Annotated in this window: 26 protein-coding genes; 16 read left to right on the top strand and 10 right to left on the bottom strand. The window is 56.8% G+C overall.

Annotation, left to right across the window (positions count from 1 at the left end; all coding sequences use genetic code 11):
* Positions 1 to 52 precede the first annotated feature (52 nt).
* The 9 genes from PHACT_RS11225 (at position 53) to PHACT_RS11185 (ending at position 7,181) form a co-directional block, all read left to right on the top strand.
* The gene (locus PHACT_RS11225; protein WP_070117852.1) at positions 53 to 787 is read left to right on the top strand and encodes an SPOR domain-containing protein; all 735 of its coding nucleotides are present in this window, start codon (positions 53 to 55) and stop codon (positions 785 to 787) included.
* 101 nt (positions 788 to 888) lie between these two features.
* A complete protein-coding gene (gene hslV / locus PHACT_RS11220) occupies positions 889 to 1,431 on the top strand; it encodes an ATP-dependent protease subunit HslV (protein ID WP_070117851.1) in 543 nt (180 codons plus the stop codon).
* A 65-nt stretch (positions 1,432 to 1,496) separates the two neighbouring features.
* Positions 1,497 to 2,867 carry an ATP-dependent protease ATPase subunit HslU gene (gene hslU / locus PHACT_RS11215; RefSeq protein ID WP_070117850.1) on the top strand — a complete coding sequence of 457 codons (1,371 nt, stop codon included), beginning with the start codon at positions 1,497 to 1,499 and terminating at the stop codon, positions 2,865 to 2,867.
* A complete protein-coding gene (locus PHACT_RS11210; protein WP_317622263.1) occupies positions 2,864 to 3,316 on the top strand; it encodes a DUF971 domain-containing protein in 453 nt (150 codons plus the stop codon). The genes hslU and PHACT_RS11210 overlap by 4 nt, the downstream gene beginning before the upstream one ends.
* 5 nt (positions 3,317 to 3,321) lie before the next feature.
* A complete protein-coding gene (gene ubiE, locus PHACT_RS11205; RefSeq protein WP_070117849.1) occupies positions 3,322 to 4,122 on the top strand; it encodes a bifunctional demethylmenaquinone methyltransferase/2-methoxy-6-polyprenyl-1,4-benzoquinol methylase UbiE in 801 nt (266 codons plus the stop codon).
* 14 nt (positions 4,123 to 4,136) lie between these two features.
* Positions 4,137 to 4,766 (top strand): ubiquinone biosynthesis accessory factor UbiJ, encoded by a 630-nt coding sequence (locus tag PHACT_RS11200; protein WP_070117848.1) that lies wholly within the window; start codon positions 4,137 to 4,139, stop codon positions 4,764 to 4,766.
* A 164-nt stretch (positions 4,767 to 4,930) separates the two neighbouring features.
* Positions 4,931 to 5,452, top strand: a complete 522-nt coding sequence (locus tag PHACT_RS11195; RefSeq protein ID WP_070117847.1) for a hypothetical protein — start codon at positions 4,931 to 4,933, stop codon at positions 5,450 to 5,452.
* A 26-nt stretch (positions 5,453 to 5,478) separates the two neighbouring features.
* Positions 5,479 to 6,351 carry an MNIO family bufferin maturase gene (gene bufB, locus PHACT_RS11190; RefSeq protein ID WP_070117846.1) on the top strand — a complete coding sequence of 291 codons (873 nt, stop codon included), beginning with the start codon at positions 5,479 to 5,481 and terminating at the stop codon, positions 6,349 to 6,351.
* Between the two features lie 2 nt (positions 6,352 to 6,353).
* Complete coding sequence (locus PHACT_RS11185; protein ID WP_169819447.1) at positions 6,354 to 7,181, top strand: HvfC/BufC family peptide modification chaperone; 828 nt, start codon at positions 6,354 to 6,356, stop codon at positions 7,179 to 7,181.
* Between the two features lie 5 nt (positions 7,182 to 7,186).
* Here PHACT_RS11185 and PHACT_RS11180 read toward each other — a convergent pair whose 3' ends face one another.
* Complete coding sequence (locus tag PHACT_RS11180; protein ID WP_070117844.1) at positions 7,187 to 7,606, bottom strand: OsmC family protein; 420 nt, start codon at positions 7,604 to 7,606, stop codon at positions 7,187 to 7,189.
* 135 nt (positions 7,607 to 7,741) lie between these two features.
* Here PHACT_RS11180 and crp point away from each other — a divergent pair, with 135 nt between their 5' ends.
* Positions 7,742 to 8,377 carry a cAMP-activated global transcriptional regulator CRP gene (crp, locus tag PHACT_RS11175; protein WP_070117843.1) on the top strand — a complete coding sequence of 212 codons (636 nt, stop codon included), beginning with the start codon at positions 7,742 to 7,744 and terminating at the stop codon, positions 8,375 to 8,377.
* Positions 8,378 to 8,379: 2 nt separating this feature from the next.
* Here crp and PHACT_RS11170 read toward each other — a convergent pair whose 3' ends face one another.
* From PHACT_RS11170 to PHACT_RS11155, 4 genes are all read right to left on the bottom strand, one after another.
* Positions 8,380 to 9,099, bottom strand: coding sequence for a hypothetical protein (locus tag PHACT_RS11170; RefSeq protein ID WP_070117842.1), 720 nt, complete (start codon positions 9,097 to 9,099; stop codon positions 8,380 to 8,382).
* A 77-nt stretch (positions 9,100 to 9,176) separates the two neighbouring features.
* Entirely contained in the window at positions 9,177 to 9,974 is a 798-nt protein-coding gene (gene trpC / locus PHACT_RS11165) for an indole-3-glycerol phosphate synthase TrpC (protein ID WP_070117841.1), read from the bottom strand.
* Between the two features lie 69 nt (positions 9,975 to 10,043).
* Positions 10,044 to 11,075 (bottom strand): anthranilate phosphoribosyltransferase, encoded by a 1,032-nt coding sequence (trpD, locus tag PHACT_RS11160; protein ID WP_070117840.1) that lies wholly within the window; start codon positions 11,073 to 11,075, stop codon positions 10,044 to 10,046.
* Positions 11,076 to 11,103: 28 nt separating this feature from the next.
* Positions 11,104 to 11,682 (bottom strand): anthranilate synthase component II, encoded by a 579-nt coding sequence (locus PHACT_RS11155; protein WP_070117839.1) that lies wholly within the window; start codon positions 11,680 to 11,682, stop codon positions 11,104 to 11,106.
* A 238-nt stretch (positions 11,683 to 11,920) separates the two neighbouring features.
* On the opposite strand from PHACT_RS11155, the gene PHACT_RS11150 reads away from it, so the two are divergent.
* Positions 11,921 to 12,406, top strand: coding sequence for a hypothetical protein (locus tag PHACT_RS11150; protein ID WP_070117838.1), 486 nt, complete (start codon positions 11,921 to 11,923; stop codon positions 12,404 to 12,406).
* Between the two features lie 44 nt (positions 12,407 to 12,450).
* Here PHACT_RS11150 and PHACT_RS11145 read toward each other — a convergent pair whose 3' ends face one another.
* Positions 12,451 to 13,227, bottom strand: coding sequence for an SDR family NAD(P)-dependent oxidoreductase (locus PHACT_RS11145; RefSeq protein ID WP_070117837.1), 777 nt, complete (start codon positions 13,225 to 13,227; stop codon positions 12,451 to 12,453).
* A gap of 122 nt (positions 13,228 to 13,349) precedes the next feature.
* Here PHACT_RS11145 and PHACT_RS11140 point away from each other — a divergent pair, with 122 nt between their 5' ends.
* From PHACT_RS11140 to PHACT_RS11130, 3 genes are read left to right on the top strand one after another with little or no spacing between them, the layout of a single operon-like run.
* Positions 13,350 to 13,979, top strand: a complete 630-nt coding sequence (locus PHACT_RS11140) for a class I SAM-dependent DNA methyltransferase (RefSeq protein ID WP_070117836.1) — start codon at positions 13,350 to 13,352, stop codon at positions 13,977 to 13,979.
* Positions 13,980 to 13,997: 18 nt separating this feature from the next.
* Positions 13,998 to 14,852 carry a crotonase/enoyl-CoA hydratase family protein gene (locus tag PHACT_RS11135; RefSeq protein WP_070117835.1) on the top strand — a complete coding sequence of 285 codons (855 nt, stop codon included), beginning with the start codon at positions 13,998 to 14,000 and terminating at the stop codon, positions 14,850 to 14,852.
* Positions 14,849 to 15,361, top strand: a complete 513-nt coding sequence (locus PHACT_RS11130; protein ID WP_070117834.1) for an RNA methyltransferase — start codon at positions 14,849 to 14,851, stop codon at positions 15,359 to 15,361. The genes PHACT_RS11135 and PHACT_RS11130 overlap by 4 nt, the downstream gene beginning before the upstream one ends.
* A gap of 10 nt (positions 15,362 to 15,371) precedes the next feature.
* Here the strand turns inward: PHACT_RS11130 and PHACT_RS11125 are convergent, their stop codons facing one another.
* Positions 15,372 to 15,782 carry a hypothetical protein gene (locus tag PHACT_RS11125; RefSeq protein ID WP_070117833.1) on the bottom strand — a complete coding sequence of 137 codons (411 nt, stop codon included), beginning with the start codon at positions 15,780 to 15,782 and terminating at the stop codon, positions 15,372 to 15,374.
* A gap of 163 nt (positions 15,783 to 15,945) precedes the next feature.
* Between PHACT_RS11125 and PHACT_RS11120 the strand changes: the two genes are divergently transcribed.
* Positions 15,946 to 16,731, top strand: coding sequence for a helix-turn-helix domain-containing protein (locus tag PHACT_RS11120; RefSeq protein ID WP_070117832.1), 786 nt, complete (start codon positions 15,946 to 15,948; stop codon positions 16,729 to 16,731).
* Here PHACT_RS11120 and PHACT_RS11115 read toward each other — a convergent pair.
* The 3 genes from PHACT_RS11115 to PHACT_RS11105 all read right to left on the bottom strand — a co-directional run bounded on the left by PHACT_RS11115 (position 16,728) and on the right by PHACT_RS11105 (position 22,877).
* Positions 16,728 to 20,666, bottom strand: coding sequence for a beta strand repeat-containing protein (locus tag PHACT_RS11115; RefSeq protein WP_070117831.1), 3,939 nt, complete (start codon positions 20,664 to 20,666; stop codon positions 16,728 to 16,730). The genes PHACT_RS11120 and PHACT_RS11115 overlap by 4 nt on opposite strands.
* A gap of 139 nt (positions 20,667 to 20,805) precedes the next feature.
* A complete protein-coding gene (locus PHACT_RS11110) occupies positions 20,806 to 21,792 on the bottom strand; it encodes a helix-turn-helix domain-containing protein (RefSeq protein ID WP_070117830.1) in 987 nt (328 codons plus the stop codon).
* 107 nt (positions 21,793 to 21,899) lie between these two features.
* Positions 21,900 to 22,877, bottom strand: coding sequence for a radical SAM protein (locus PHACT_RS11105; RefSeq protein ID WP_070117829.1), 978 nt, complete (start codon positions 22,875 to 22,877; stop codon positions 21,900 to 21,902).
* Positions 22,878 to 23,087: 210 nt separating this feature from the next.
* Between PHACT_RS11105 and PHACT_RS11100 the strand changes: the two genes are divergently transcribed.
* A complete protein-coding gene (locus tag PHACT_RS11100; protein ID WP_070117828.1) occupies positions 23,088 to 24,560 on the top strand; it encodes a cryptochrome/photolyase family protein in 1,473 nt (490 codons plus the stop codon).
* Positions 24,561 to 24,600: the final 40 nt, after the last annotated feature.

Below are 24,600 nucleotides of genomic sequence, written 5' to 3'. Positions count from 1 at the left end.
GCAGTCGTCACGCGTCAACCAGTCATCAACCGTTAAAAGGACAGGTCACACAATGGTTCAGGATTTTGCCAAACAACGCACCCGCACGCCGCTGGCGGAGCCCGAGCCCAAACCTCAGGTCTCCAGCCTGGGACTGCTGCTAACAGGCCTGTTGACGGGTATTGCGGTAGGTCTGTTCATCAGTCTGCTGGTCTATCTGTCGGGCGTGTTGCCACCGGCGCCCGGCCAGAGCAACGTTGTCGCCGACAACAACGAGCGTACCATGGCGCCCGAACCCATTGATGAAGGCGACACCGGCAGCAACCTGTCAGCAGAACAGGAGCGCGAAGCAGCGCGCCTGCAACTGGAGTTTTATCAGGAATTGCCCAATTATGAAGTGGTGGTTGATGCCACGCCCATCAATGCGCCAGCGCAGCCTGCCACTACAGCCAGCACGCCAGCAACCACAACAACACCGGCTGCGGACACAGCGACGGGCGCTGAGCCGGACAATGCCAGCACGACAACACCGGCGCCCGAACCGGCATCGCAAAGCACACCTGCCACCACCGCCATGTTCATGCTGCAGGCGGGTGCTTTTCGCCAGCAGTCGGCCGCCAATGCCCAGGCCAATCGCCTGCTGAACATAGGTCTCGACGCGAGCGTGAGGCAGGAAACATTGCCCGGACGGACCCTGTTTCTGGTGCAGGCCGGCCCCTACAATACCCGGGACGACATGATGCAGGCGGAACGACTGCTGCGCAATAACAGCATTGAAAGCATGCGTATCACGCTCAGCCAACCTTGAAAGCAACTCGCCCGTCCCCATATCTGCAGTCAGCAGCATTCAATTTTCGAGATTCAGGCCTGTGCTGACCGGCACAGGCAACCGACCACAGGAGAAGCGGTTTGGAGCAGTTCCGAGGCACCACCATACTATCAGTACGACGTGGCAATAAAGTTGTGATCGGTGGCGACGGCCAGGTATCACAGGGCAATACTGTCCTCAAAGGCAATGCGCGCAAGGTGCGCCGTTTATACAAAGATCAGGTGCTGGCCGGATTCGCCGGCGGCACCGCCGATGCATTCACACTGTTCGAGCGCTTCGAAGAACAACTGGAAAAACATCACGGTAAACTGGTGCGTTCCGCTGTCGAACTGGCCAAGCTCTGGCGCACGGAACGCTCCCTGCGTCGCCTGGAAGCCCTGCTCGTGGTTGCTGACAAAGACGCATCGCTGATCATTACCGGCAATGGCGATGTCATTGAGCCTGAAGACAGTCTGATGGCCATTGGCTCCGGCGGGTCCTTTGCCCTGTCTGCTGCACGCGCGCTGTATTTTAATACCGACATGGAAGCACGCGATATCGTCAGCAAGAGCCTGGGCATCGCCGCAGATATTTGCGTTTACACCAACCACCAGCACCTCATTGAAGAACTGGAACTGAGCTGATCGGCACCGCTCGATTGTAACTTTTTCAGGGCGCCGCCTTTTGGCCTGCCCCACAGGATGACGTAATGACCACCATGACTCCGCGAGAAATCGCCTCCGAGCTGGACCGACATATTGTTGGTCAAAAATCCGCCAAACGCGCTGTTGCTATCGCCCTGCGTAACCGCTGGCGCCGCATGCAACTTAACAGTGACATTCGCCAGGAAATCACACCGAAGAATATCCTGATGATCGGCCCGACTGGCGTGGGTAAAACCGAAATTGCCCGTCGCCTGGCCAAGCTGGCCAATGCCCCGTTTATCAAGATAGAGGCGACCAAATTTACCGAAGTGGGCTATGTTGGCCGCGATGTTGAATCCATCATTCGGGACCTGGTTGATATCGCCGTCAAGATGCTGCGTGAAGACCAGATGCGAAAAGTGCAGCACCGCGCTGAAGATGCCGCTGAAGAGCGCATACTGGATGCACTGCTGCCACCGGCGCGCAGCCGGGACAATACTGACAACACTGACAAAACAGACCGGGACGACTCCCCGCTCGCTGAACCGTCACCAACGCGGCAGATGTTCCGCAAGAAATTGCGTGAAGGCGAACTGGACGATAAGGAAATCGAGATCAGTGTCAGCGAAAACCCCGCCGGTGTGGAAATCATGGCGCCTCCGGGACTGGAAGAGATGACCAGCCAGTTGAAGAACATGTTTTCTTCCATGAACAGCGGCCGCAACAAAAAGTCACGCCGGATGCCAGTGAAAACAGCTTTGCGACTGCTGCGCGACGAAGAGGCAGCCAAGCTGGTTAACGAAGAAGAGATAAAAAACCAGGCCATCGAAGTCACCGAGCAGACCGGCATCGTTTTCCTGGACGAGATCGACAAAGTGACACAGCGCGGTGACACCGGTAATAGCGGTGTCTCGCGCGAAGGCGTGCAGCGTGACCTGTTGCCATTGATCGAGGGTTCCACCGTCACCACCAAATACGGCAGCGTCAATACCGACCACATTTTGTTTATTGCCTCCGGCGCTTTTCATCTTTCCAAGCCGTCGGATCTTATTCCCGAGTTGCAGGGGCGCCTGCCCATTCGCGTCGAACTGGATGCGCTGACAGCCAATGATTTTGAGCGCATTCTGACGGAGCCCAACGCGTCGCTGACCGAGCAGTATCAGCAATTGCTGGGCACAGAAAATCTGGACGTCACGTTTACCCCCGACGGTATCAGCCGGATTGCCGAAATTGCCTGGGAGGTAAACGAACGCACTGAAAATATCGGCGCGCGTCGTCTGCACACGGTCATGGAGAGGCTGCTTGAGGAAGTGTCTTTCACCGCCGCAGATCTGTCTGTAGGCGACGATAAAACGCTGATCATTAATAGCGACTACGTTGAGAAACACCTGGGCGACCTGGCACGAAACGAAGATCTGAGCCGGTTCATTCTGTGATCGATACCCGCACTTTGTCGGAACCAACACCGGTACCAACGGACATCCAGCTCCGCAAGAAAAGCGGACTGCTGATTTTGCAATACGCCGACGGGTCCCGCTATGAGTTACCTGCGGAACTGCTGCGGGTCTACTCGCCATCGGCTGAAGTCAAAGGCCATGGCGTCGGGCGGGAAGTCCTGCAGACGGGTAAGCGGCAGGTTCAGATGACTGGCATCGAAGCAATCGGTCAATATGCGGTCCGCTTGAGCTTTGATGACGGCCACGACTCCGGCATCTACAGCTGGGACACGCTGCACGACCTGGGCGCCCACCAGCAGGAACGCTGGCAGCAGTACCTGACACGCCTGCAGCAACAAAACGCCAGTCGTGATGCGTTGCCAGCAGACACACAAGCCATTAAGATTGTTGATCCGACCCGAAACTCCGGCGATGCCGGCGGACAGTGACAGTTATGAGCGACGATCAGCAGCAGGCCCACCAGAACCAGAGTGCCAACAAAAACGGCAATAGCGCGGACAGCGACACCACCCATTTCGGTTACGAAACGGTCAGTACCCGTGACAAAGCCCAGCGCGTTGGCCAGGTATTCCACTCCGTCGCCAATCGCTACGATGCCATGAATGACCTGATATCGATGGGTACGCACCGTGTTATCAAACGCTTTACTGTCGAGCTCAGTGGCGTGCGTGCTGGCCAGACAGTTCTGGACCTTGCCGGCGGCACCGGTGACTTCTCGATGCGGTTTGCTCCCCTGGTTGGAGACAGCGGACACGTGGTACTGGCCGACATCAACGACTCCATGCTCAAGGTGGGGCGTGACCGGCTGATCGACAAAGGCATCACCGGCAACGTCAGCATCGCCCAGGTCAATGCCGAGTTGTTGCCGTTTGCCAATGAAAGTTTTGACTGCATCTGCATCGCCTACGGGCTGCGCAATGTCACCGACAAAGACGCCGCCCTGCGCTCCATGTACGCCACCCTGAAACCGGGCGGGCGGGCACTGGTGCTGGAATTCTCAAAACCGGTCAATCCGTTGCTGGGCAAAGCCTATGATGCCTGGTCAACGCTGTGGCCAGTGGCCGGAAAAGCCGTGACCGGTGACGCCGACAGTTACCGATATCTGGTCGAATCCATTCGCATGCACCCGGATCAGCAAACCCTGCGCGAGATGATGCAGAACGCCGGCTTCCGGGACTGCAAATATCACAACCTGCTGGGCGGCATCAGCGCCGTCCATGTTGGTTACAAATAAGGGCTGGAAAAGCCATGGCTCTGTCCCTGTTGAGCACCGCGCTACTGCAACCACTTGAATTCGCCCTCAATCGGCTGCTGGCGCGCGACCCTCATATCATTGACGTAATGGCTGCCGCCGGGGCCGGCAAAACGATCACTGTGATCTGCTCCAGCCTGCCGCGCTGGCAGCTCAGTGTGCTCATTAATCCTGACCGCATCCTGTTGCTGTCAGCGCCACAGGATGCGCCCGATGCCTGCCTGACCGGTAGTCATCGGGCCCTGACCCAGCTTCTGCTGAGTGACGATCAGGCCTCAGCGCTTCACCATCCGGACATTGAACTGAGTGGCGACGTCCAGCTGATTCAACGTCTGCACCGAGCCCTCAACCAGCTTGATATTGACTGGCAGGATCTGGCCGGCCCGCTTCTGGGCGATATCGGTGCCAACATTGCCACCACTGGCTGGCAACACAGCCGCGACGCGGTCTCGCAAGCGGGCCGTGCGCTGCAGCAGAACATAACCGATTTTGTCCAAGAAGAAGCCGCGCTGTCGCCGACCCGGGAAGAAGTGGAACATTCGCGCGAGCAACTGGACGCCCTGCGCCTGCGTCTTGACCGCCTGCAAGCCCGCATTCAAGGCCTCCAGCAGCTTGTGACAAATTGACGCAAGCGCTTGTATTCGCGCCCTACGGTGGGATAATCCAATCAGCTACGCAATGCGTAATTACACCTGCACTGCCCTGTTCAGCCAATATTCAGGCCCGTTCAGCGCATAATGCAGAAACACTGATCACTACCTGATCAATGAGTACTGGGGAGAAAATTGACATGAAAACGACTGACGGTTTCACGCTGGCATCTGCTGCCGCGGCATTGATGATGTCAGGCTCGACCATGGCCGCGTTCGATGTGGAAAGCAAGAACCCGGACGCCCCGGTCAAGATCAGCCTGTGCCAGAGCGTGCACGCTGCCGGTCAGAGCGCCTGTAATGCGCTGGGCAATGACGCGGGCGCCGGTGCCAACGCCACCGGCGAGGTTGGTTTTGTCGCTGTCAGTACCGGCAACGCCAATTTCTCGGCAGCCATGTGTCAGGTCATGGGTGGCAGCGAAGCAGCCAACCTGACCGCAATGCCGGACACCACGCTGGCCGAAGAGGCGGTTCACGTCGCCTACTGTAATGATGTGTTCACCTGTGCCGGCCTCAGTGCCTGCAAAGGCAACGCCAATAATAGCTGCGCTGGACAGAACACCTGCCATGGCATTGGTTTTGTCGGTGTTTATACCGGCGACAAGGCGCTGTCCGAATCACTGTGCGAGAAGCTCGGCGGCACCGTTCTGTCGTCGCTGTAAAGCAGACCACTTTTGCGGGGAGGCTTATGCTGGGTTTCGGTATCGGGCTGCGCAGCCCCCACTACGATTATGTACTGGAGCAGCTGCCGGCCGTCGACTGGTTTGAACTGATCACGGAAAATTATCTCGCACCCGGTGGGCGCCCGCGCGCTATTTTGCGGCAGATTCGCGAGCACTACCCGGTTGTCCTGCACGGTCTGTCATTCAACATCGGGTCGGCAGAAGCACCAGACGCAGACTATCTGAAACAACTCCGGCAGCTGATCAACGAATGTCAGCCGGCCTGGGTGTCAGACCATCTTTGCTGGACCGGGCTGCATGGCCGCACGTCGCATGACCTGCTGCCCATCGCCTACAATCAGGAAACCCTGGCACAGGTCAGCAGCAAAGTCAGCCAGATCCAGGACACGTTGCAGCAAACCATTGTATTGGAAAATCCTTCCGTCTATCTGCAGTTCAAATCATCAGACATGAGTGAAGCAGACTTCATTAATGCGCTGGTTGCTAACACCGGCTGCCGGATTCTGCTGGACGTGAATAACGTCTATGTGAGCAGTTTTAATCTGGACCTGGATCCACTGGCGCAACTGAAGGCAATACGCCCGGACTGCGTTCAGCAGTACCATCTGGCAGGCCACACCCATAATGTCAGTCATATAATCGACACCCACGACCAGGCCGTCAGTGATGATGTCTGGGCGCTTTACCAAGAAGCGTGTGTGCATACCGGGGCGGTGGCAACGTTACTTGAACGTGATGATCACATTCCGGCCTTTACTGAGCTGATGCAGGAGCTGGATCAGGCCCGGCAGTTGCAAAAAAATGCATTAATGGAAAGGTCAGCGCTTCAGGAAAATGCGGCGCCTGACCAGCCCTCAAATCACCCACAGCGCGCATGACCATGCGCTGGCAAGACGAACAGCAGGCTTTCTGGGACTGGATCACAAAACCTCAGGACCTGCGCGACAGCAACGAAGACATCAGCCAGATGTTTGCGCCACGTCACGGCCTGTCGCAAGTCGAAGCATTGGGCATTTATAACAATGCCTATCACCAGCGACTGATCAATATTTCAGCCGAACTCTACCCGATTCTTTACCATACCCTTGGTGATGAGGTGTACACCCGGTTATGGCTCGACTATCTGGCCGAGCATATGCCGCGACCGGGGCCGATGAGCCTGCTGGGTGAGAACCTGCATGCATTCGCCAGCCGGCACCCGCAGTTTGGGCAGTTGCCCGCGCTACTGGACATCATTGAACTGGAAACACTGTTGATATCCCTGTTTGACCGCGCCGACCAGACCGCTCTGACAGTTGCCGAGCTACAACAGCTGCCTGCTGAGCAGTGGCCCGCGATGCAATGGCAGGGTCGCGATGACTGGGCGTTGATGCAAAGTGATTTTGATCTGGAGACCTACTGGGCGGGCATGCAACGTTATCTCGACAGCGAACAGGCGCAGCCTGGCGCGGTGCCGTTTGGCGTCACGCGAGCGAGTCCGGAGGCGGTGGCGCAGGGCAATTATTATCTGATCAGACGCGTACAGCATCGAATGCAGTTTCAGCGCATCAATGCGTCCATGCATTGTTTCCTGTCTGCACTGCGTACCGATAAAAACTTTGCAGCAATCTGCACGCTGCTGGCGGAACAGTTTCCGGATCAGGACATTGCTGCGTTGAGCCTGAATCTGCTGCTAAAGGCGATTGAACTCGAACTGATCAGACGCTGACCGGGTCAGTCTTCGATAATCTCATAGCTGTGAGTGACCTTAACGCCACCGTTGGCCAACATGATGGTAGCGGAGCAATACTTGTCGGCCGACAGCTCAACAGCCCGCTCAACATGCTTTTCGCTGAGATTGCGGCCACTGATGCGGAAATGCAGATTCAGTGTTTCGAAGACCGCAGGTACCGCATCAGCGCGTGTCGCCGTTACTTCAGCATCACAGCCGGTAACATCCTGGCGGGATTTCTGCAGAATACTGACCACGTCGAAAGACGAACAACCACCGGCGCCAATAAGCAACATTTCCATGGGGCGAATGCCCACATTGCGCCCGCCGTTGGCTTCCGGCCCATCCATGACGACGGTATGTCCACTACCGGACTCACCCAGAAACATGGCATTGTCTACCCAGCGTACTGTTGCCTTCATCAACCCTCTCCTTCTGTTTAAGCCGTGCCTGTCGCTGCGGGTCGCAAGATTACCACAGACCATCGTCAAAGGTTAGCCAGCCGCTCAACAATGGGGTAGGATTGTGCAAGGAATCAGGGTCAGGAGAACACATTAATGGCATTGATGGCCATCACCCCCCACATCGCAGATCTGGAAAATTTTCTAAGCCATAGTCATTTGCGAAAATACGAACGCAATCAGACGCTTATCTACGCAGGCGACATCCCTGAAACACTGTATTACATCATGCGGGGAACAGTGTCTGTGGTACTGGATGATGATGAGGGCAAGGAAGTCATTGTTGCGTATCTCAATCCCGGCGATTTTTTCGGCGAAATGGGTTTGTTCGATACACGCAAGGCGCGAAGCGCCAGCTGCCGTGCCAAGTCCGAGTGTGAAGTTGCTGAAATCAGCTATGAGAAATTTAATCAGTATATTCGCATGCACCCCGAGATCCTGTTCACCATTGGCCAACAAATGGCCAGCCGCCTGCGCAATACCACTCGGAAAGTTGGAGACCTGGCGTTTTACGATGTCACCGGCCGCGTTGCGCGTACGTTAATTGAATTGAGCCGGGAACCCGATTCGATGACTCACCCGGATGGCATGCAGATAAAAATTACCCGTCAGGAACTGGGTCGCCTGGTGAATTGCTCACGCGAAATGGCGGGACGGGTGCTGAAAACGCTGGAAGAACAACAGTTGATTGCGGTCAGCGGCCAGACCATTGTGGTTTACGGTACCCGCTAACCCTATTCTTGCGCTGCCATCAACAGCAGTCCACGCCCTGCTTCTGAAAGCGATATCACTTTTTCACGCTCCGCTTTGATGTAGGATCGCTTCTCGGCAATTTCTGCGCCCGGCAAGCCCTTCATGCTCAGGAAACTTTCCGCCCGGCGGAAACACGACATCGCTTTGACTGCGTCCTCACTGTCGACTGCCCGCTGCGCCATCAACAGACAGGAATTAACCGCAACCCGCAAACCAAGCATACGCAGTTTGTCCCGGCACGACTGATACTGACTGGCACTGATTTTGTCGCTCTTGTACATCGATACAAAGATTTTCATGGCACGCTGAATATGTCGCTGAGTCATGGTCAGCTCCTCTTCAGTGGCCACCGCTGCGCTACTACCCGCCTTGGCGTTACCGGAGGAAGTCTGCTTGCTGGCGGTCTCGGCTTCCTTGATCTGTTTCTCCAGGTCGGCTCGCACCGGGTCCAGCGTTTTGATCATGTGCAGGTCATCCAGCAGACTACCGTACAACAACGCCAGCACTTCGCCGTCGGTATCCATCTGTTGCAGTGCTCTTGCCGTTTGATGAACCTGCGAGCGCCGGGATTCCAGTGCAGAAAGACGACTCAGGCGGCTGACATGCTGACCCTGTCGCTGTGACGCCTGTTGGGCCATAAACAGGCCTGCCAGCATCAGGCACAGCAAAAACAGCGTCGACAGAAAGTATGAAGCAACCATGCTCAGACCGCGCGAAAGACCAGGAAAGTAAAAGTGACCTTCTTTCAGTATCGGCTGAAAAGCGCAGTAATTTAGGGTCAGGCGAACAGTTCTCTGAGTTTGTCACCCGGGTCGTCAGCACGCATGAAGGTCTCTCCGATCAGGAATCCGTAAATCCCTTGAGACATCATGCGTTTGACATCAGCCGCGGTACGAATGCCGCTCTCCGTGACAATCAGCTTGTCGTCTGGCGTCAGTGCTGCAAGGCGGAATGTAGTCTCCAGATCGGTGTGGAAATCGTGCAGATTGCGGTTATTCACACCAATAAGATCGAAGCCGGCTGACAGGGCGATATCAAGTTCTGTTTCGTTGTGTACCTCGACCAGCACGTCGAGCTGGTATTCGGTCGCGCAGGCAGCCAGGTCACGTAATCGCGGCGGGTTCAGAGCAGCCACAATCAACAGAATACAATCGGCACCCATGGCCCCTGCTTCCGCTACCTGGTAGGGGTCAACAATGAAGTCCTTGCGGATAACGGGGAGGTCGCAGGCCGCGCGAGCCTGTTGCAGGTAGGCAGTACTGCCCTGAAAAAACTGTTCATCGGTAAGCACTGAAAGACACGTGGCGCCTGCTTCCGCATACTGAGCGGCTATCCTGGCCGGGTCAAAATCTGTCCTGATAAGCCCCTGGCTGGGCGAGGCCTTTTTTATCTCCGCAATCACGGCCGCCTGTTGCGCCTGCATTCGACTGCGCAGGGCGCTGATAAAACCGCGCCGATCCGACACACTGGCGACCGCCTGCTTTTCCAGCAAGGCCTGACTCTTGCGCTGGCGGTTGCGTTGAATTTCCACTTGCTTATGCGCCAGGATTTTTTCCAGGATAGTGCTGGTATTCATAATTGAATTCTCGTCATCAAGCCTGCCTGCGACCTTAAAGGGTTAAAAGTGTTTTGGGGCATACCTATCTCAGCCTGTGCTCATCGCCGAGCTGAACCGTGCCAGTGCCTGCAGCTTCTGCAAAGCCTCGCCGCTGCGCAGGATGGCCTGCGCGCGGGCAACACCGGCGGGCAGATCATCTACCAGGTTGGCAGCGTAAATGGCCGCCCCAGCGTTCAGCGCAACAATATCACCTGCTGCTTCATCTTCGTAACACAGTGCTTTCTGTACCAACGCATAACTTTCCTGTGGCGAATGCACCTGCAACATGGCAAAGCCCTCGCGTTGTGTCATGCCAAAATCCGCTGGTGTGACAGTAAAACGGACAATGTGGCCATCGCGCAGCTCACCTATCTGCGTGGGCGCGGAAATACTGATTTCATCCAGACCATCATCCGAAGCCAGCACCAGCACGTGCCGCGAACCGAGCTCTTTCAGTACATCCAGAATGGGTTCAATCCAGACCGGGTCAAACACCCCCAACACCTGATTTGGTGCCGACGCCGGATTGGTCAATGGGCCCAGCATGTTAAAGATCGTGCGCACACCAATTTCACGTCGCGCACCAATGACATGCTTCATCGCACTATGGTGACCGGGTGCAAACATGAAACCCACCCCCAGTTCTTCAATACAGGCTGCCACCTGCTCCGGACTGATGGCCAGGTTCACCCCTGCCGTCTCCAGCAGGTCGGCGCTGCCGCTTTTGCTGGTGGCGCCGCGGTTACCGTGCTTGGCCACGCGGGCACCGGCGCAGGCAGCAACCATTGCCGCGGACGTTGAAATATTGAAGGTGTCGGTACCCGTACCACCGGTCCCGCACGTGTCTACCAGGTGCGCATCCGGCGGCACGGCAACCGGTGTTGCCAACTCGCGCATGACACGGACAGCACCCAGCAACTCCGGCGTCCGGATACCCTTCATCTGCAAGGCGATCAATACGGCGGCGACCTGCGCGTCAGTACATTTCCCTGTCATCAGTTCACGCATCAAGTCGGTCATCTGGTCCGCTGTGAAGTCCTGCCTGTCGGTTAACCGGCGAATTGACTGTTTGATATCCATGAAAAACGTTCCCGTTCTGGTTGTAATGTCAACGTTGCAGAAAACTCTTCAGCAGCTGATGGCCGTGTTCACTGAGGATGGACTCAGGGTGAAACTGAACGCCTTCCAATGCCAGGGTTTTATGGCGCAGCCCCATAATCTCGTCGATGCTGCCATCAGCCAGCTGTGTCCAGGCTGTCACTTCCAGACACTCGGGCAGGGTTTTGCTGTCGACCACCAGAGAATGATACCGCGTCGCCGTAAACGGGCTGGGCAGCTCGCTGAAGACCCCGGTGTTGTTGTGGTATATGGACGACAGCTTGCCATGCATAACCTGTCGGGCTCTGATAACGTCGCCGCCAAAGGCCTGCCCGATGCTTTGATGTCCCAGACAAACCCCCAGAATCGGGATGTTGCCAGCGAAGTGTTTGATCACATCAATGGAAATCCCCGCCTCACTGGGCGAGCACGGGCCGGGGGATATCACGATTTTGGCCGGGGCCAACGCCTCAATGTCTGACAGCGAAAGCGCGTCATTCCGGTATACCTGCACATCTGCCCCCAACTCGCCAAGATACTGCACGATGTTGTAGGTAAACGAGTCGTAATTGTCGATCATCAAGATCATATCGCCGCTGTCCCCTAAAAACCCAGCTATCCCGCCGTCGAGCGGTGCTGCAAGTGCTGCATTTTCGCTTAAAACCGCACAGACATAAACCTCTCAATGCCACTATCAACGCTTTCCATACCGACAAGCTGTGTACAGCACCTGCCCGGAGCGCTGCTGGCGCGGGCTGACGAAAGCCAATGAAACCGGTATGCTGGGCAGACACATTGGAAACGCACGACAAGGACAAGGAGAATTCATGACTCGCGTACCCAGCTACGACAAAGTGACCCATCTTCTCACCATATTGATCCGGTTCCATCAGAAGCTGGCCAATATGTATGGTCGTCTGAGCGCCATGATGGAGAACAAGTTCTCCAAACTGCTGGCGGAAGAAATGCAGCGTCGCGAGCTGCGCCTGGTGGAAACCCTGACGTCGTACCAGGAGACAGCACCGCAACGTATTCTGGATACCATGTTGCAGATATCGTACCCGGAGGACCCCAACGATTTCCTGAGCAACCTGGAGGCTGAACTGAAGCCGGAAGCAGCCGCCAACCTGGACCCTGACGACTTCTATGATCTGGGCCAGCGTGCGGAGCGCTACATCGAGGAATTACTCACGGTACTGCACGACGGCAGCAACGTGCCGGAAGTGCGTGATGTGTTCGCGGACCTGCAGGCAGGTGAAGAAAAAGAACGCATTGCCATGAGCAAGGCCTACAACTCACTACGGGAGATGTAGGCCCGAGCACTGGCGGTGTCAACCAACGGTCTCAACCAAAATAGTCAGATGATGAAACCCCCATCGATAACAAAGCTGTCCCCCGTGTGGTACTGGCTGGCATCACTCATCAGATAGGCGGCAATACCTTCAAAATCTTCCGGCGTCCCCCAGCGGCGCGCCGGAACGCGCGGCATGATGGCATTGTGGAATTTCTCGCTTTGATAGGTTTCTTCGGTCATCGCGGTTTCGATATGACCGGGCAGCACGGAGTTTGCTGTCACGCCGTAGCGGGCGTACTCCACAGCCAGCCCTTTCATGATCGACAATACCGCACCCTTGCTGCCGGCATAGGCCTCACCGCCGACCATGCCCAGCTTTGCGCCGATGGATGAAGTGCCTATCAGGCGTCCACCGGCGTCCCCGGCTTCTGCCCGTGCTTTCATGTGTCGTGCCGCCGCCCGCAGGGTCAAAAACAGGCCATCCAGATTGACTGCCATCACTCGCCGCCATTGCGCCAGTGTCAGCTCATCAAAGCGACCGCCGCCACCGACACCGGCATTGGCAAAACACCCGTCTACTCGCCCGAACTCTTCCAGTGTCTCGGCAAAGGCCTGATCTACCACGGTTTCATCCACAACATCACAGCTGATGGCATGACAGCGGGTACCATAGGGTTTGAGCTGCGCCAGCGCATCCCGGTTCTTGTCCGCATTACGCCCCCAGATACACACATCACCGCCCTGCCGGGCGATACCCATGGCAAAACCCAGACCAATGCCACCATTGCCGCCCGTGACCAGTGCCACTTTGCCGCTCAGATCAAACAACCCTTTGCTCATGATTAACCCTTCGTTCCGATTGTTGAATTTGATGGTAGCATAGCCCGGATACAAAATTTATTTTACGGTCAGGTCATTTGACCGGACCTGGAGTGCAATACCACCCTGACCCGAGAACAACAATGGACGACCTGAAGCAAACCATTGCGACGTTTGACAAGTACGCCGCAGAGTACCAAAACAAATATATGGACCATGGCCCCTACGTTGAGACGTACGGACCGTTGTCAGATCTGTTGGCTGCCGAGGCTTCGATTCTCGACGCAGCAAGTGGGCCCGGAAATATTGCCCGATTCCTGCTTAAGGATTTCCCCAAACGTAAGCTTCACGGGATCGATCTGTCGCCGAAGATGGTCGAGCTTGCCAAAAGCAATAACCCTACGGCGACCTTTACAGTGATGGACTGCAGGCAGATCGCCTCACTGGGAGGACACTATGACGCCATTATCGCCGGCTTCTGTTTCCCGTACCTGACACGGGTAGAAGTGGCAAAATTCATTCACGACGCGCAAGACATGCTGAATCCCGGCGGCATTCTGTACATCAGTTTTATGGAAGGCGATTACACCGACTCAGGATTGCAAAGCAGAAACAATATAGACTGGGTTTGCACTTACTACCATAATACCGACCTGTTGATCGAAACCCTGAAATCGCGCGGGTTTGAGATTATTGAGGTGATCCGTCAGGCGTTTACCAGTGACGACTTACCGGACGCCACAGACGTTTTTATTTATGCAAGACTGGCCTGAGCGCCCCCAGGAGACACCATGCACATTGATGGCATCAAGGACAACCGCGTCACCGTCAACCTGCACAATGGCATTGCCGATGTACGCCTGAATCGCGCGGACAAACGCAACGCCCTTGATGACGCCCTGTTCCAGTCGCTGGCCGCTGCCGGTGACGCGCTGACATCTTTGCCAGGCCTGCGTGCCGTGGTGTTGTCCGGCGAAGGCGAATCCTTCTGTGCCGGCCTGGACTTTGGCTCGTTTAAGGGCATGTCGCAGCGTGATGGCAAGACCTCGACCATTGGTACCATGGTTGCCGAGGATGCCATGACTCACCTGGCCCAACAGGTGTGCTGGGTCTGGCAGGAGGTGCCGGTTCCGGTTATTGCCGCACTGCAGGGCCACGCCCTTGGCGGCGGTATGCAGATTGCGCTGTGTGCGGATATTCGCATTGCCCACCCGGACACCCAGCTGTCGGTGCGCGAAGTGTTCTGGGGCCTGATCCCGGATATGACCGGCACGCTGATGCTGTCACAACTGGTACGTCCTGATGTTGCCCGCGAACTGGTTTATAGCGCCAGAATTCTGCAGGCCGACGAAGGCCACGCACTTGGACTGATCACCCATTTATCAGAAGACCCTCTGGTCGCTGCGCAATCGCTTGCCACTGAGATTGCCAGTCGCAGCCCCGATGCGGTGCGTGCCGCCAAACGGCTGTTAACCCGCAAGCTCAAGGCGGAAGCTGCTGAACAGTTTGCTGCCGAACGCCAGGAGATCCACCGCCTGATTGGCTCGGCTAACCAGAACGAAGCGGTGAAAGCTTATTTCGAAAAGCGTGAACCTGAGTTCACCGACGCCGACAGTGGCGAACTCGACCACAGGCGACAGAAATGACAACACGCCTCTGGACCATCATCGCCCTACATAACCCTAAAAGCCCGGAGAATGTGGGCTCCATCATGCGGGCTGCCGGATGCTATCAGGCCAACTCGGTGCGCTATAGCGGCGAGCGATTTTCGCGTGCAGTAAAATATCAGACTGATACCAAGAACATGCACACGACAATACCACTGACCCAGATGACTGATCTGCTGAGTGACCTGCCGGAGAACACTCAAGTGGTCTGTGTGGAATTTGCCGAGGGCGCCGCCCTGCTGCCACAGTTTGAGCACCCCAGGCATGCTCTCTATGTGTTCGGCCCGGAAGATGGGTCCCTGCCTCAGGCCATCATCGATGCAGCCGATCATGTGGTATTTGTCCCCACCATCGGCTGCATGAATCTGGCAGCGTCGGTCAACGTGGTTCTGTATGACAGACAATGTAAACTGATGGCGGACATCAATAACGAAGAGGCGATAAAGCACAATCGCGACAATAACAACCGACTGGTCTTTAATGGATAGTATCAGGCGGCTACGCGGCACCGGCATGCAGTCGACTGTCGTGCGGCATGCGTCTGACCCAGTACCACTCCAGCCAGGCAAAATCCGCCACCAGCAATACCGAACCGCCCAGCAGCAGGTGCCCCCACAAAGTCAGGTAGTTGGCGAATGCGACCATGACCACCGGCACACCGACGACCCACACCATGTCCAGCGCAAATACCCAGCTAACACCGGCACGCGCCTCCGGTAACTTTCGCGAAATCCAGTATACCCATCCGGCAAACAGCATCAGCCCGACACCAACAAACTGACAAAGCCATGCTGGAACCTCACCGATGATGCCAGCCATGGTCGTTGGCGCAACCACCAGCACGGCACCAGCGGTAGCAGAGCAGATAACATTAACCAGCAGTGTAGTGGTCAGACTCGGAATTTTCATGACAGAGCTCCTTTAGCAACGTTGAACACACGCCGACCAGGTTTGATCGACGCTGAAAGCATGATCCCGCTGATGACAATGCAACTCAATTACCTCGGAAGTAATGGTCTTGAGTCGGTTAATGCGCAAGAATCAGCATCAATGTTATTGAGAGGTAAAACTCATGCCAGCCACCGGCCACGTCCTGACGGAAATCCGCCGTGCCAGGCGCCTGTCACAGCTTGATCTTGGCTTGCAGGCTGAGGTCTCGGCACGTCACATCAGTTTCATTGAAACCGGCCGCGCCCAACCCAGCCGCGACATGCTGCTCAGGCTGTCGGAGGTCATGGGGCTGAGCCATCGCGACTGCAACCGGTTGATGAATGCGTTTGGCTATGCAGCAGTGTTTTCTGATATGTCCCTGGATGACAGCGCCATGCAGCCGGTGCGAGATGCCTTGCAGATCATGCTGGATAAACACAATCCCTACCCGGCGGCGGTACTGGATCTGGAATGGAACCTGCTGATGGGCAATACCGCTATGCACAATCTGATGACCGCGCTGGTTCCAATCGAACGATTGCAGCAAACCAGCAATTTGCTGGAGCACATGTTTGATCCTGAAGGGCTGCGAGCCTATCTGACCAACTGGGATACTGTGGCAAGCTTGCTGCTACGCCGCCTGCGGCTACAGTTGAGTACCCAACCAACGGCAGGGCTGGCGACACTGATGGACAGACTGCTGAGCATGGACCCGCCACGAGACTGGCAGACGCCTTCGCCTGACTCCTGGGAAGGCCCCATGCTGACCTCCGAGCTGAACATTCACGGCCAGCAATTGAAGGTGTTCTCCACGCTCAGCAGTTTCGGCACGGCACTGGACGCCGGCCTGCAGGAACTGATGATCGAAAGCTATTTTCCCGCGGACGAGCAGACCCGGCTATTTTTCGAACACAGCCAATCCGCCTAATTGTCAGCATAAATAAACAGATATTGTTGATCACCGTTGCTGTAAGTCACGCGGTAGTCACCCATGCCGTTACCGGTGAGGTCCCCTGCGGCATCCAACACCAGGGCGCCACTGCCGGCAGCCGAGCGGACGACCGTGTAATCCATTACACCGCGCAATTGTATGCCATCAACACTGACGTCAATGACGCCGCGCGTGTCCAGGCTCACAGCCGTGATGCCCGGCATCGCCAGCAGGGCGTCGCGCAATGCCGGCCAATCTGCCGACGCCGGCATCAGATCCTGCTGCATCAGCTCTCCCTCTTCAGGCAGGAACAGCGACGACAACTGCTGTACGGTGCCCAGTCCTGCCACCGGATATTCAACAATCCCCGCCACGGCAGCGGTACCGGCGGGTACCGCAACAAGATCGGCACGGGCACTGAAATACACCTCCTCACCAGACAGCGCCACCACCGTGGCACCACTGGCCAACGGCGTCGACCCGGCCACCACGGACGTCACCTGCATCTGCCCGGTGGAGGTGACGTTCTGTTGCAGGCCGGAACCTGACAACAGGCTGCTCAACGCCTCACCGTCATTGTGCAAGGCATACAGCCGAATACCCATGCCACCACTGGCAATCAGGATGACCTCGCCATTGTCACCGTAGTGAATACCCGGCAACTGGCCGGCGCTTGCCTGCATAGTAGCAAAAGGCAACAGTAGGGCCCGGTAGCCACTGGCTGTGATACGAATCTGGCCGTTGGCAAGTTGTTCCAGCGAGGCCCCATCAGCGCCAAAGGGAGGAATCAGCTGCAACGCCTGGATCAGGCCGGGTGCCTCGAAAATGACACCTTCACCCAGAATCACGCCGGGGGCCAGCGTGACGCCGGAACCAATGATGACATGGGTCAGGGTCACACCCCCATCGACGGTGGCATCCCGGATGGTCACCGGATCGTCCACACTACCGGCAACATCAGTCTCTACACTGCCGGTCACCACCGGCGGAGTCGAGGGTTCAACCGGGGGCAACACCACAACAGGCGCTTCTTTCACATCAATGGACAGGGTGGCCGTGACTGACTGCCCCAGATAGGTCAGGCTGATTTCGGCTTCACGGACGCCAGTGACCGGACTGCCAGTATTGATATTCTGATACGTGATTGCACGCATCAGGGTCTGCGCCCTGGCCACTGTGGCATTGGTGTTGAATGTGACACCCAGCACGTTGCCGGCAGCGACTGCATTCTCAAGCGTTCCGATCACCGTCGCATCCACCAGTACGTTGCTGCCGGCAGCGGTGCCGCTTAGACTGACTCCGCCCACGCTGGCAAATGAGAACACATCTTCAGCGGCGTTCGCGCCAGTCACCATGCTTGTCCGCAGTGTGCCACCGTCGAGATTCAACGCCTCTGGCACACCCAGTACGGTCACATTGCCCTGATCCAGGCGCAGCGCACCGGCACCGGTGGTGAAGTCCCGACTGATGCCGTTCAGACCGGCCAATGTCGGCAAGCCGACCCTACGCACGCTCAACGTCACGGCATGCGGGTTGTCGTGCGCATCAGAGCGAATATTCAGCACGGCTGAACGCATACCGGCGGTTGTGCCGCTCTGCGTAATGGTGATCGTGCAATTGGCGGCAACGACAAGTATCGTGCTTGCGCAGGTATCGGCCGAGATGGAAAAATCAGCGGCATGGGTTCCCGTGATTGTGGGGCTGGCGAAGACTGTCGAAATATTGCCTGAACTAGTGACCGTCAGCACCTGACTACTCGCTGCTGCGGTGATGCTACGGGTGCCGAAATCCAGTTCCGACCCTGACAGCGTCAGTGCTGCCTGCCGCGAAGCAACGATCAGGTTGACGGCATTGCTCTGGGTGACATCAAGGCTGTAAACAAACCCGGCCGGCGTGGTGCCAACGGTCAGGCCATTGTCTGTCAACGCACCGGTGTAAGTCATCAGGGTGTAGGTGCCCGCAGCCAGTCCACCCAGGTCGCTGACATTCAGCACACCATCAAGCACAAGATTGCCCGTGACCTGTATCAGGTCATTAACGCCACCACCGGTGGTCCCGGGTGCAGCCAGTTCCATGTTGATAATGGCGGTGGCAGCCAGTGACAGACTACCGGTATTCAACGTGCCCGCGCTCGCGCCCGGGGCGACAGTGCCCCCGCCATTCACCTGCAGCGTGCCCACTGTGCCGGCGCCCGACAGGGTAGCGCCACTGCTGACTGTCACAGCGCTGACCAGACTGCCGCTGACCTGCAATTGGCCAGCGGTTACCGAGGTGTTGCCGGTATAGGTGCTGGTGCCCGACAGCAACAGGGAGCCGGTACCCTGTTTCACCAGCGCACCGTCGCCGCTGATCACGCCACTCAGCGAACCACTGCCCAGCCGGAGTTCACTGAGCGAGCTCAGGTTCAACGCACCGGCACCATTCAACATGCTTATGGTTTCGGTAACGGCAACGGCATCACCCAGTGTCATTGTCGAGCCCGAGTCCAGCTGTACGGTGGCGGTATCCGCTATTTGTTCATGAGCAGCGACAATGACCTGCGTACCGGTGTCCACGGTCAGGTTAGCGGGAACCGCCGTGACGTTGGCGCTCTTGTTCAGGCGGAAACGCAGACCGGCACCAGCGACCGTTTGTAACCGGGTGAGGCCGGTGTAGGTATTGGCGCCCGCGCCACTGAACTCCAACGTGCGAGCACTGCTGATGGCAGTCGCATCGACAAGAAAACCACCGTTGGATAATACACCGGAAAAATTCACGGTTTGATCAGCAGTAGTCCCTCCCAACAATGTTATTGCCTCAGACCCACCGCCAAAATTGATGTTGCCAGACAATGTTATCGGATAAGAAGTTGCTATTCGCACGTCGCTGGTTGCTACCAGCGAGACTGCATTTGGCACAGTCATGGCGTCACTCAAATCAAGACGGGCACCTGCCGCCACCGTGACCGGACCGGTACCAAACGGGGTGGTTACCGCGCCAGATGAGTCACGAAAAATCACCGCGCCCTCGTTAATGTCCATGCCGCCCGAGAAGGTCCTGTTGCCATTCAGTCGCAGTTGACCGGCCCCGGTTTTGGTCAGCTTGCCAATGCCGCTGATGTTGTTGCCGGTACCAAAAGTAGGGACATCGACAAAAATCGCTCCACCACCTGCTCTTAATGCTATTTCGGCGGGCGGATCTGCCGGTTGAAGATTCCTCAATGTGCCACCATCCAGCGTCACGACACCAAGGATTTCAACATTATTAGGTCTGAACGTGGCATTGACGACTTCCACATTGCCGCTGTAAGTCGCCCCCGCACGATTAAAGGTCAGGATACCCGCGCCCTGTTGCCGGATAAGGCCGGTGCCATTGATAGTGTTGGTCAAGACGAGGTCGTCAGAGCGATTGAACGCCAGCGTGCCATTATTGGTGATATTGCCGGCAATGGCCGCCACCGACTCGCCTGAGTCTATTTGCAGCGTGCCCGTGGCATCGATGATCAGCACACCGGTGCTGGCTGACTCCAGACCGTCGGCGGTCAGGGCGTTTGCGATCGTGGTGGTGGTACCGGTGCTCAGTACCAGCCGCCCCTGCACATCAACTGCCGCGCCCTGCAGGCGATAACCACTGCTACTGAACTGCATCCGACCTGCCTGCGGCGTAGTGGCGGTGACGTTGACCGTGCCGCCCGCACCGCTGAACCGCCTGTCAGGCAGGGCACCAAGGCCATCGGCAGTGTAGTTTACGCCGCCAGTTTGACTGGTCCAGTTGGTGGAAGCATCGTCCCAGGTGCCATCACCGCCATCCACGGCGCCATTCTGCGTGGTATTGCCGCCATCCCAGTAAATCCGGTCCTGTGCCGATGCTACGCCGGCAACTGTCAACAACAGGCCGCCAACAACAATGGTTCTGGCGATTTGATAGGCGAATATGGAAACGAGGCGGGACATGGCGGTGAACCCTTGATGCAGGAATGATCAGCAAATGACCAGACATGATCCACGCCGAGCGAAAGCACGACTATCACATTTCCGCATTTATCACGGGAGCTTAGGTATTGGCACCTGCACAGTAGGCATGGTACGAGGCTTAGCGCAGACTGCGCTGCAGTGTGACCGAGGGGCGTTCACCAAACAGGCCCGCGTAGTCGCGGGCAAAATTGCTCAGATGCATGAAACCGAAGCGGGTAGCCACTTCGGTGACCGTCACCATTGCATGGGCGGGCATCAGCAGTTGCTGCCTGACTTTATTGAGGCGAAGGATACGCAAATAGGCGACCGGCGTGATCTGCATAAAATCATTAAAACTGTATTGCAGCACACGGGCGCTGACCCCAATGCCCTTGCAAATATCCACGACGCTCGGGCTGGTATGCTGATCCAGGCATGACAGAATATAGTCCCGGGTTCTACGTACCACCTCCAGCCGGCGTTCCCGCAGGTACTGGCCACTGTCAGTGTTGGTGCCCACGGCGGATGCCTGATGGATAATCAGTGCCAGTTGATGCAACAAATGCTGGCCCGTGGCAACCCCATCGCCTGACCCTGACGGCGCCAGGTAATCCTGATTAAGAGAGATACTGGCAAATTGTTCCAGCAATTGACGACTACTACTGGAGTTGTATACCTGCAGGCCATCAATGTCCTGTTCCCAACCCTCAACACCCAGCGCCCGGATGCCATCAAGCAGATCACCTTCATTCATCACCGCGTAACACGAGGAGACACCACCGGGAATGACCAGATCACAGTCCGTCATCGCTGGCATCAGAAAAAGCTGATCATTCTGCTCCATGCTGTGTCTCATGAAGCGAGCCGCATTGTGACCATGATCGATCATGGATATGGTACAACGATTAGCGGGAACCTGCGCCCGCTTGTGTACCGCCTTGTTCTGGTATTCCAGAAAAATGGTGACCGGACCCAGATCACGACGGGTGATGCGGCCGCTGAACTCGCCCGCGTCAATCTGCGAATATTCGACAGAAAGCCATGCCTGGGCGTTTTCGTGCAGCGATGCATCGTCTGTATTCAGGTGCTCAAAATCAGGGGCGACGTCAGCCGCGGGGAGCTCCACTAGCAGCAGACCACGGCATGGCTGCCGGTATTGGCGCTTTCCTTCCCCTGCCCCAGCGCATAGCTATTGTCGAGATCGACCATGATCTTTGTCCTTGAACGGGTATCTTAAACCGGCGCGCTGCAACTGGCGCCGAATCTGTAACAACTGAAACAACGATGATGGCGAAGCATGATGCGTGTTTCCATGCTTTCAGCCAGCGTGCCGCCCAGATCATAGTCGGGGTCGTCATCCACCAGCGTACAGGCGTACACCCGTACGCCCCGCTCAGTGTTGATCAGCATCCGGGTATGGGTACACATGAAGTGCTCCCGGCTTTGTGTGGTCGGGTATTTCTCCATACAGTTTTCCGTCACTTCCGGGCTGCCATCTTCAGTGCCAGGTACCCCAAAATCCGGAAAGGCGGTAAAAGCGACGGCCTGCGGAATATCATGCTGGTGAAAAACATCCCGGTACTGGGCTTCTATCGCACCACTGTTTTCGTCAGCTTGCATCTGCCGCGCCACTGACACCTTGAAGCCCTGTTCGTGCAACCAGCGGATGCTCTGCAAGGACTCGGCAAAACTGCCCTCGCCCCGACCGGCATCATGGCGGACTGCGTCCGGGTAATCCAGGCTGATGCGAAAGCTGACCGAAAACGGATTGTCGAGTAACGGTAAAATCTGATGAGCACGCTGCATCAGAACCCGCGTGCCATTGGTCAGTACAAAACAGGGTTTATGACGGCTGGCATAATCCAGAATATTGACAAAATCGCGAATGACAAAAGGCTCGCCACCGGTAAACGAAAATTGTTCAACGCCCATGTCCACTGCTTCGTGAATGAAAGGCTTGAGCTCCTCCAGTGTTATGGCCGGAATCCGGGTATCACCGGGTCTGGAACCTTCCAGACAGAACGGACAGGCCAGATTGCAGGCGGTGCCGGTATGGATCCACAACTCGCGAAGCCGGGTTGCGTCGATAAATCCACGTGGGTCACCACCGCGGGTATGGGTCCAACTGTCCACATGACGTGGCGACACAATGTTCACCGCGGGGATCCTGGCGTTCTTCGAGGGCGACTGTACAAAGCCGGTGCTAGTCATGATTTCTCTCTTCCGTCATCCGTATTGCGTGCGGTGGTCATCTTATCACCACCACGCCCGGGTAAGGCCCGCCTGGATTGCAGGGCATCCGGTCAGCAGAGCCTTGATCAATCAAAAGATAACAGATTCGGGCAAGGATTTGTTGGTTGTCGTATGATCCTTGCGCGCCCTGGCAACGTACCATCAACGAATCTATTATTTGCATAGGACATGATCATTTCAGCACAACGTATCAACCTGGTCTGGTTGCGGCAGGATCTGCGCCTGGCGGACAACCCGGCACTTTATGAGGCCTGCAATAATGGCGCGGTCATCCCTGTCTACATTCTGGATGACAGCAACAGTGGCGAATGGGCCATGGGTGGCGCCAGCCGCTGGTGGCTGCACCATTCACTGAGCGCGCTATCGGCATCACTGGGGGATCAACTGCTGGTATTGAAGGGCGACCCATTGACCCTCATGCCAAGACTGGTAAAAGCCCTCCAGGTCGATGATGTTTACTGGAACCGCTGCTATGAACCCTGGCGCATCAATCGTGACAGTCAGCTCAAGAAACAGCTGAACGACAACGGCACGGTGGTTTACAGCAGCAATGGCTCACTGTTGTGGGAACCCTGGCGCATTCTCAAGGATGATCAAACCCCCTACCGCGTCTTTACACCCTTCTACCGACGCGGTTGTCTCAAGGCAGAGCCACCGGCACAACCGCTGCCGGCTCCCCGGCGACTCAAACAGTCTGTAGTGGATGCAACATCAATTTCCGGCGGCGCCTGGCTGAAAGGCCGAGTAGGTCCCTCAGGCATTGATGCACTGGGCCTGTTGCCCACCATCCCCTGGGATAAAACCATGGCAGCAACCTGGCAGATTGGCGAAAAGGCAGCCTGGCAGCGCTTGCAGCAATTTCTGGACACAGGCCTGGAGGGGTACAAAGAAGGGCGCAACTTCCCGGCCCGGGCCAAGGTCTCACGCCTTTCTCCCTATCTGCATTTTGGCGAGGTTTCGCCGCGACAGGTATGGCACGAAGCACAACTGGCAGGTGCTACCGGCGGGCTCGAGAACGACCTGGACAATTTTCTGTCAGAGATCGGCTGGCGCGAGTTTTCCTACTCACTGCTCTACCACAACCCTGACCTGCCCCGTGTCGCGATTCAAAAACGCTTCAACAACTTCCCCTGGGAACAAAACGCTGACCGATTGCGTGCCTGGCAACAGGGCAATACCGGCATGCCGCTGGTGGATGCCGGCATGCGCGAACTCTGGCAAACCGGCTATATGCACAACCGGGTGCGCATGGTCGTTGGCTCCTACCTGGTCAAGAATCTGCTTCTGCACTGGCACGCCGGTGAAGACTGGTTCTGGGACTGTCTGGTGGATGCCGACCTGCCCAACAACAGCGCCAGCTGGCAATGGATCGCCGGCTGCGGCGCCGACGCGTCGCCGTATTTCCGGGTATTCAACCCGGTGCTGCAAAGCCGGAAATTTGACCAGGCGGGCGACTACCTGAGGCGCTATGTGCCGGAGTTGGCGTCGCTCCCTGACAAACACATTCATGCCCCGTTCGAGGCGCCTGCGGATATCCTGCGCAGTGCCGGTGTCCGGCTTGATGAGAATTACCCGAGCCCGGTGGTCGATTTGAAGGCCTCTCGCGAAGCTGCTCTGGCCGCCTTCAAATCACTATCCTGAATCGCGCGGCCTGAATCGCGCATGCCCGACTTGCGCGGGC

The sequence above is a fragment of the Pseudohongiella acticola genome, from assembly GCF_001758195.1.
In the GTDB taxonomy this organism is placed as follows: domain Bacteria; phylum Pseudomonadota; class Gammaproteobacteria; order Pseudomonadales; family Pseudohongiellaceae; genus Pseudohongiella; species Pseudohongiella acticola.
The sequence above is the reverse complement of the archived record's forward strand: the minus strand, read 5'-3'. Positions and strand labels throughout refer to the sequence as shown.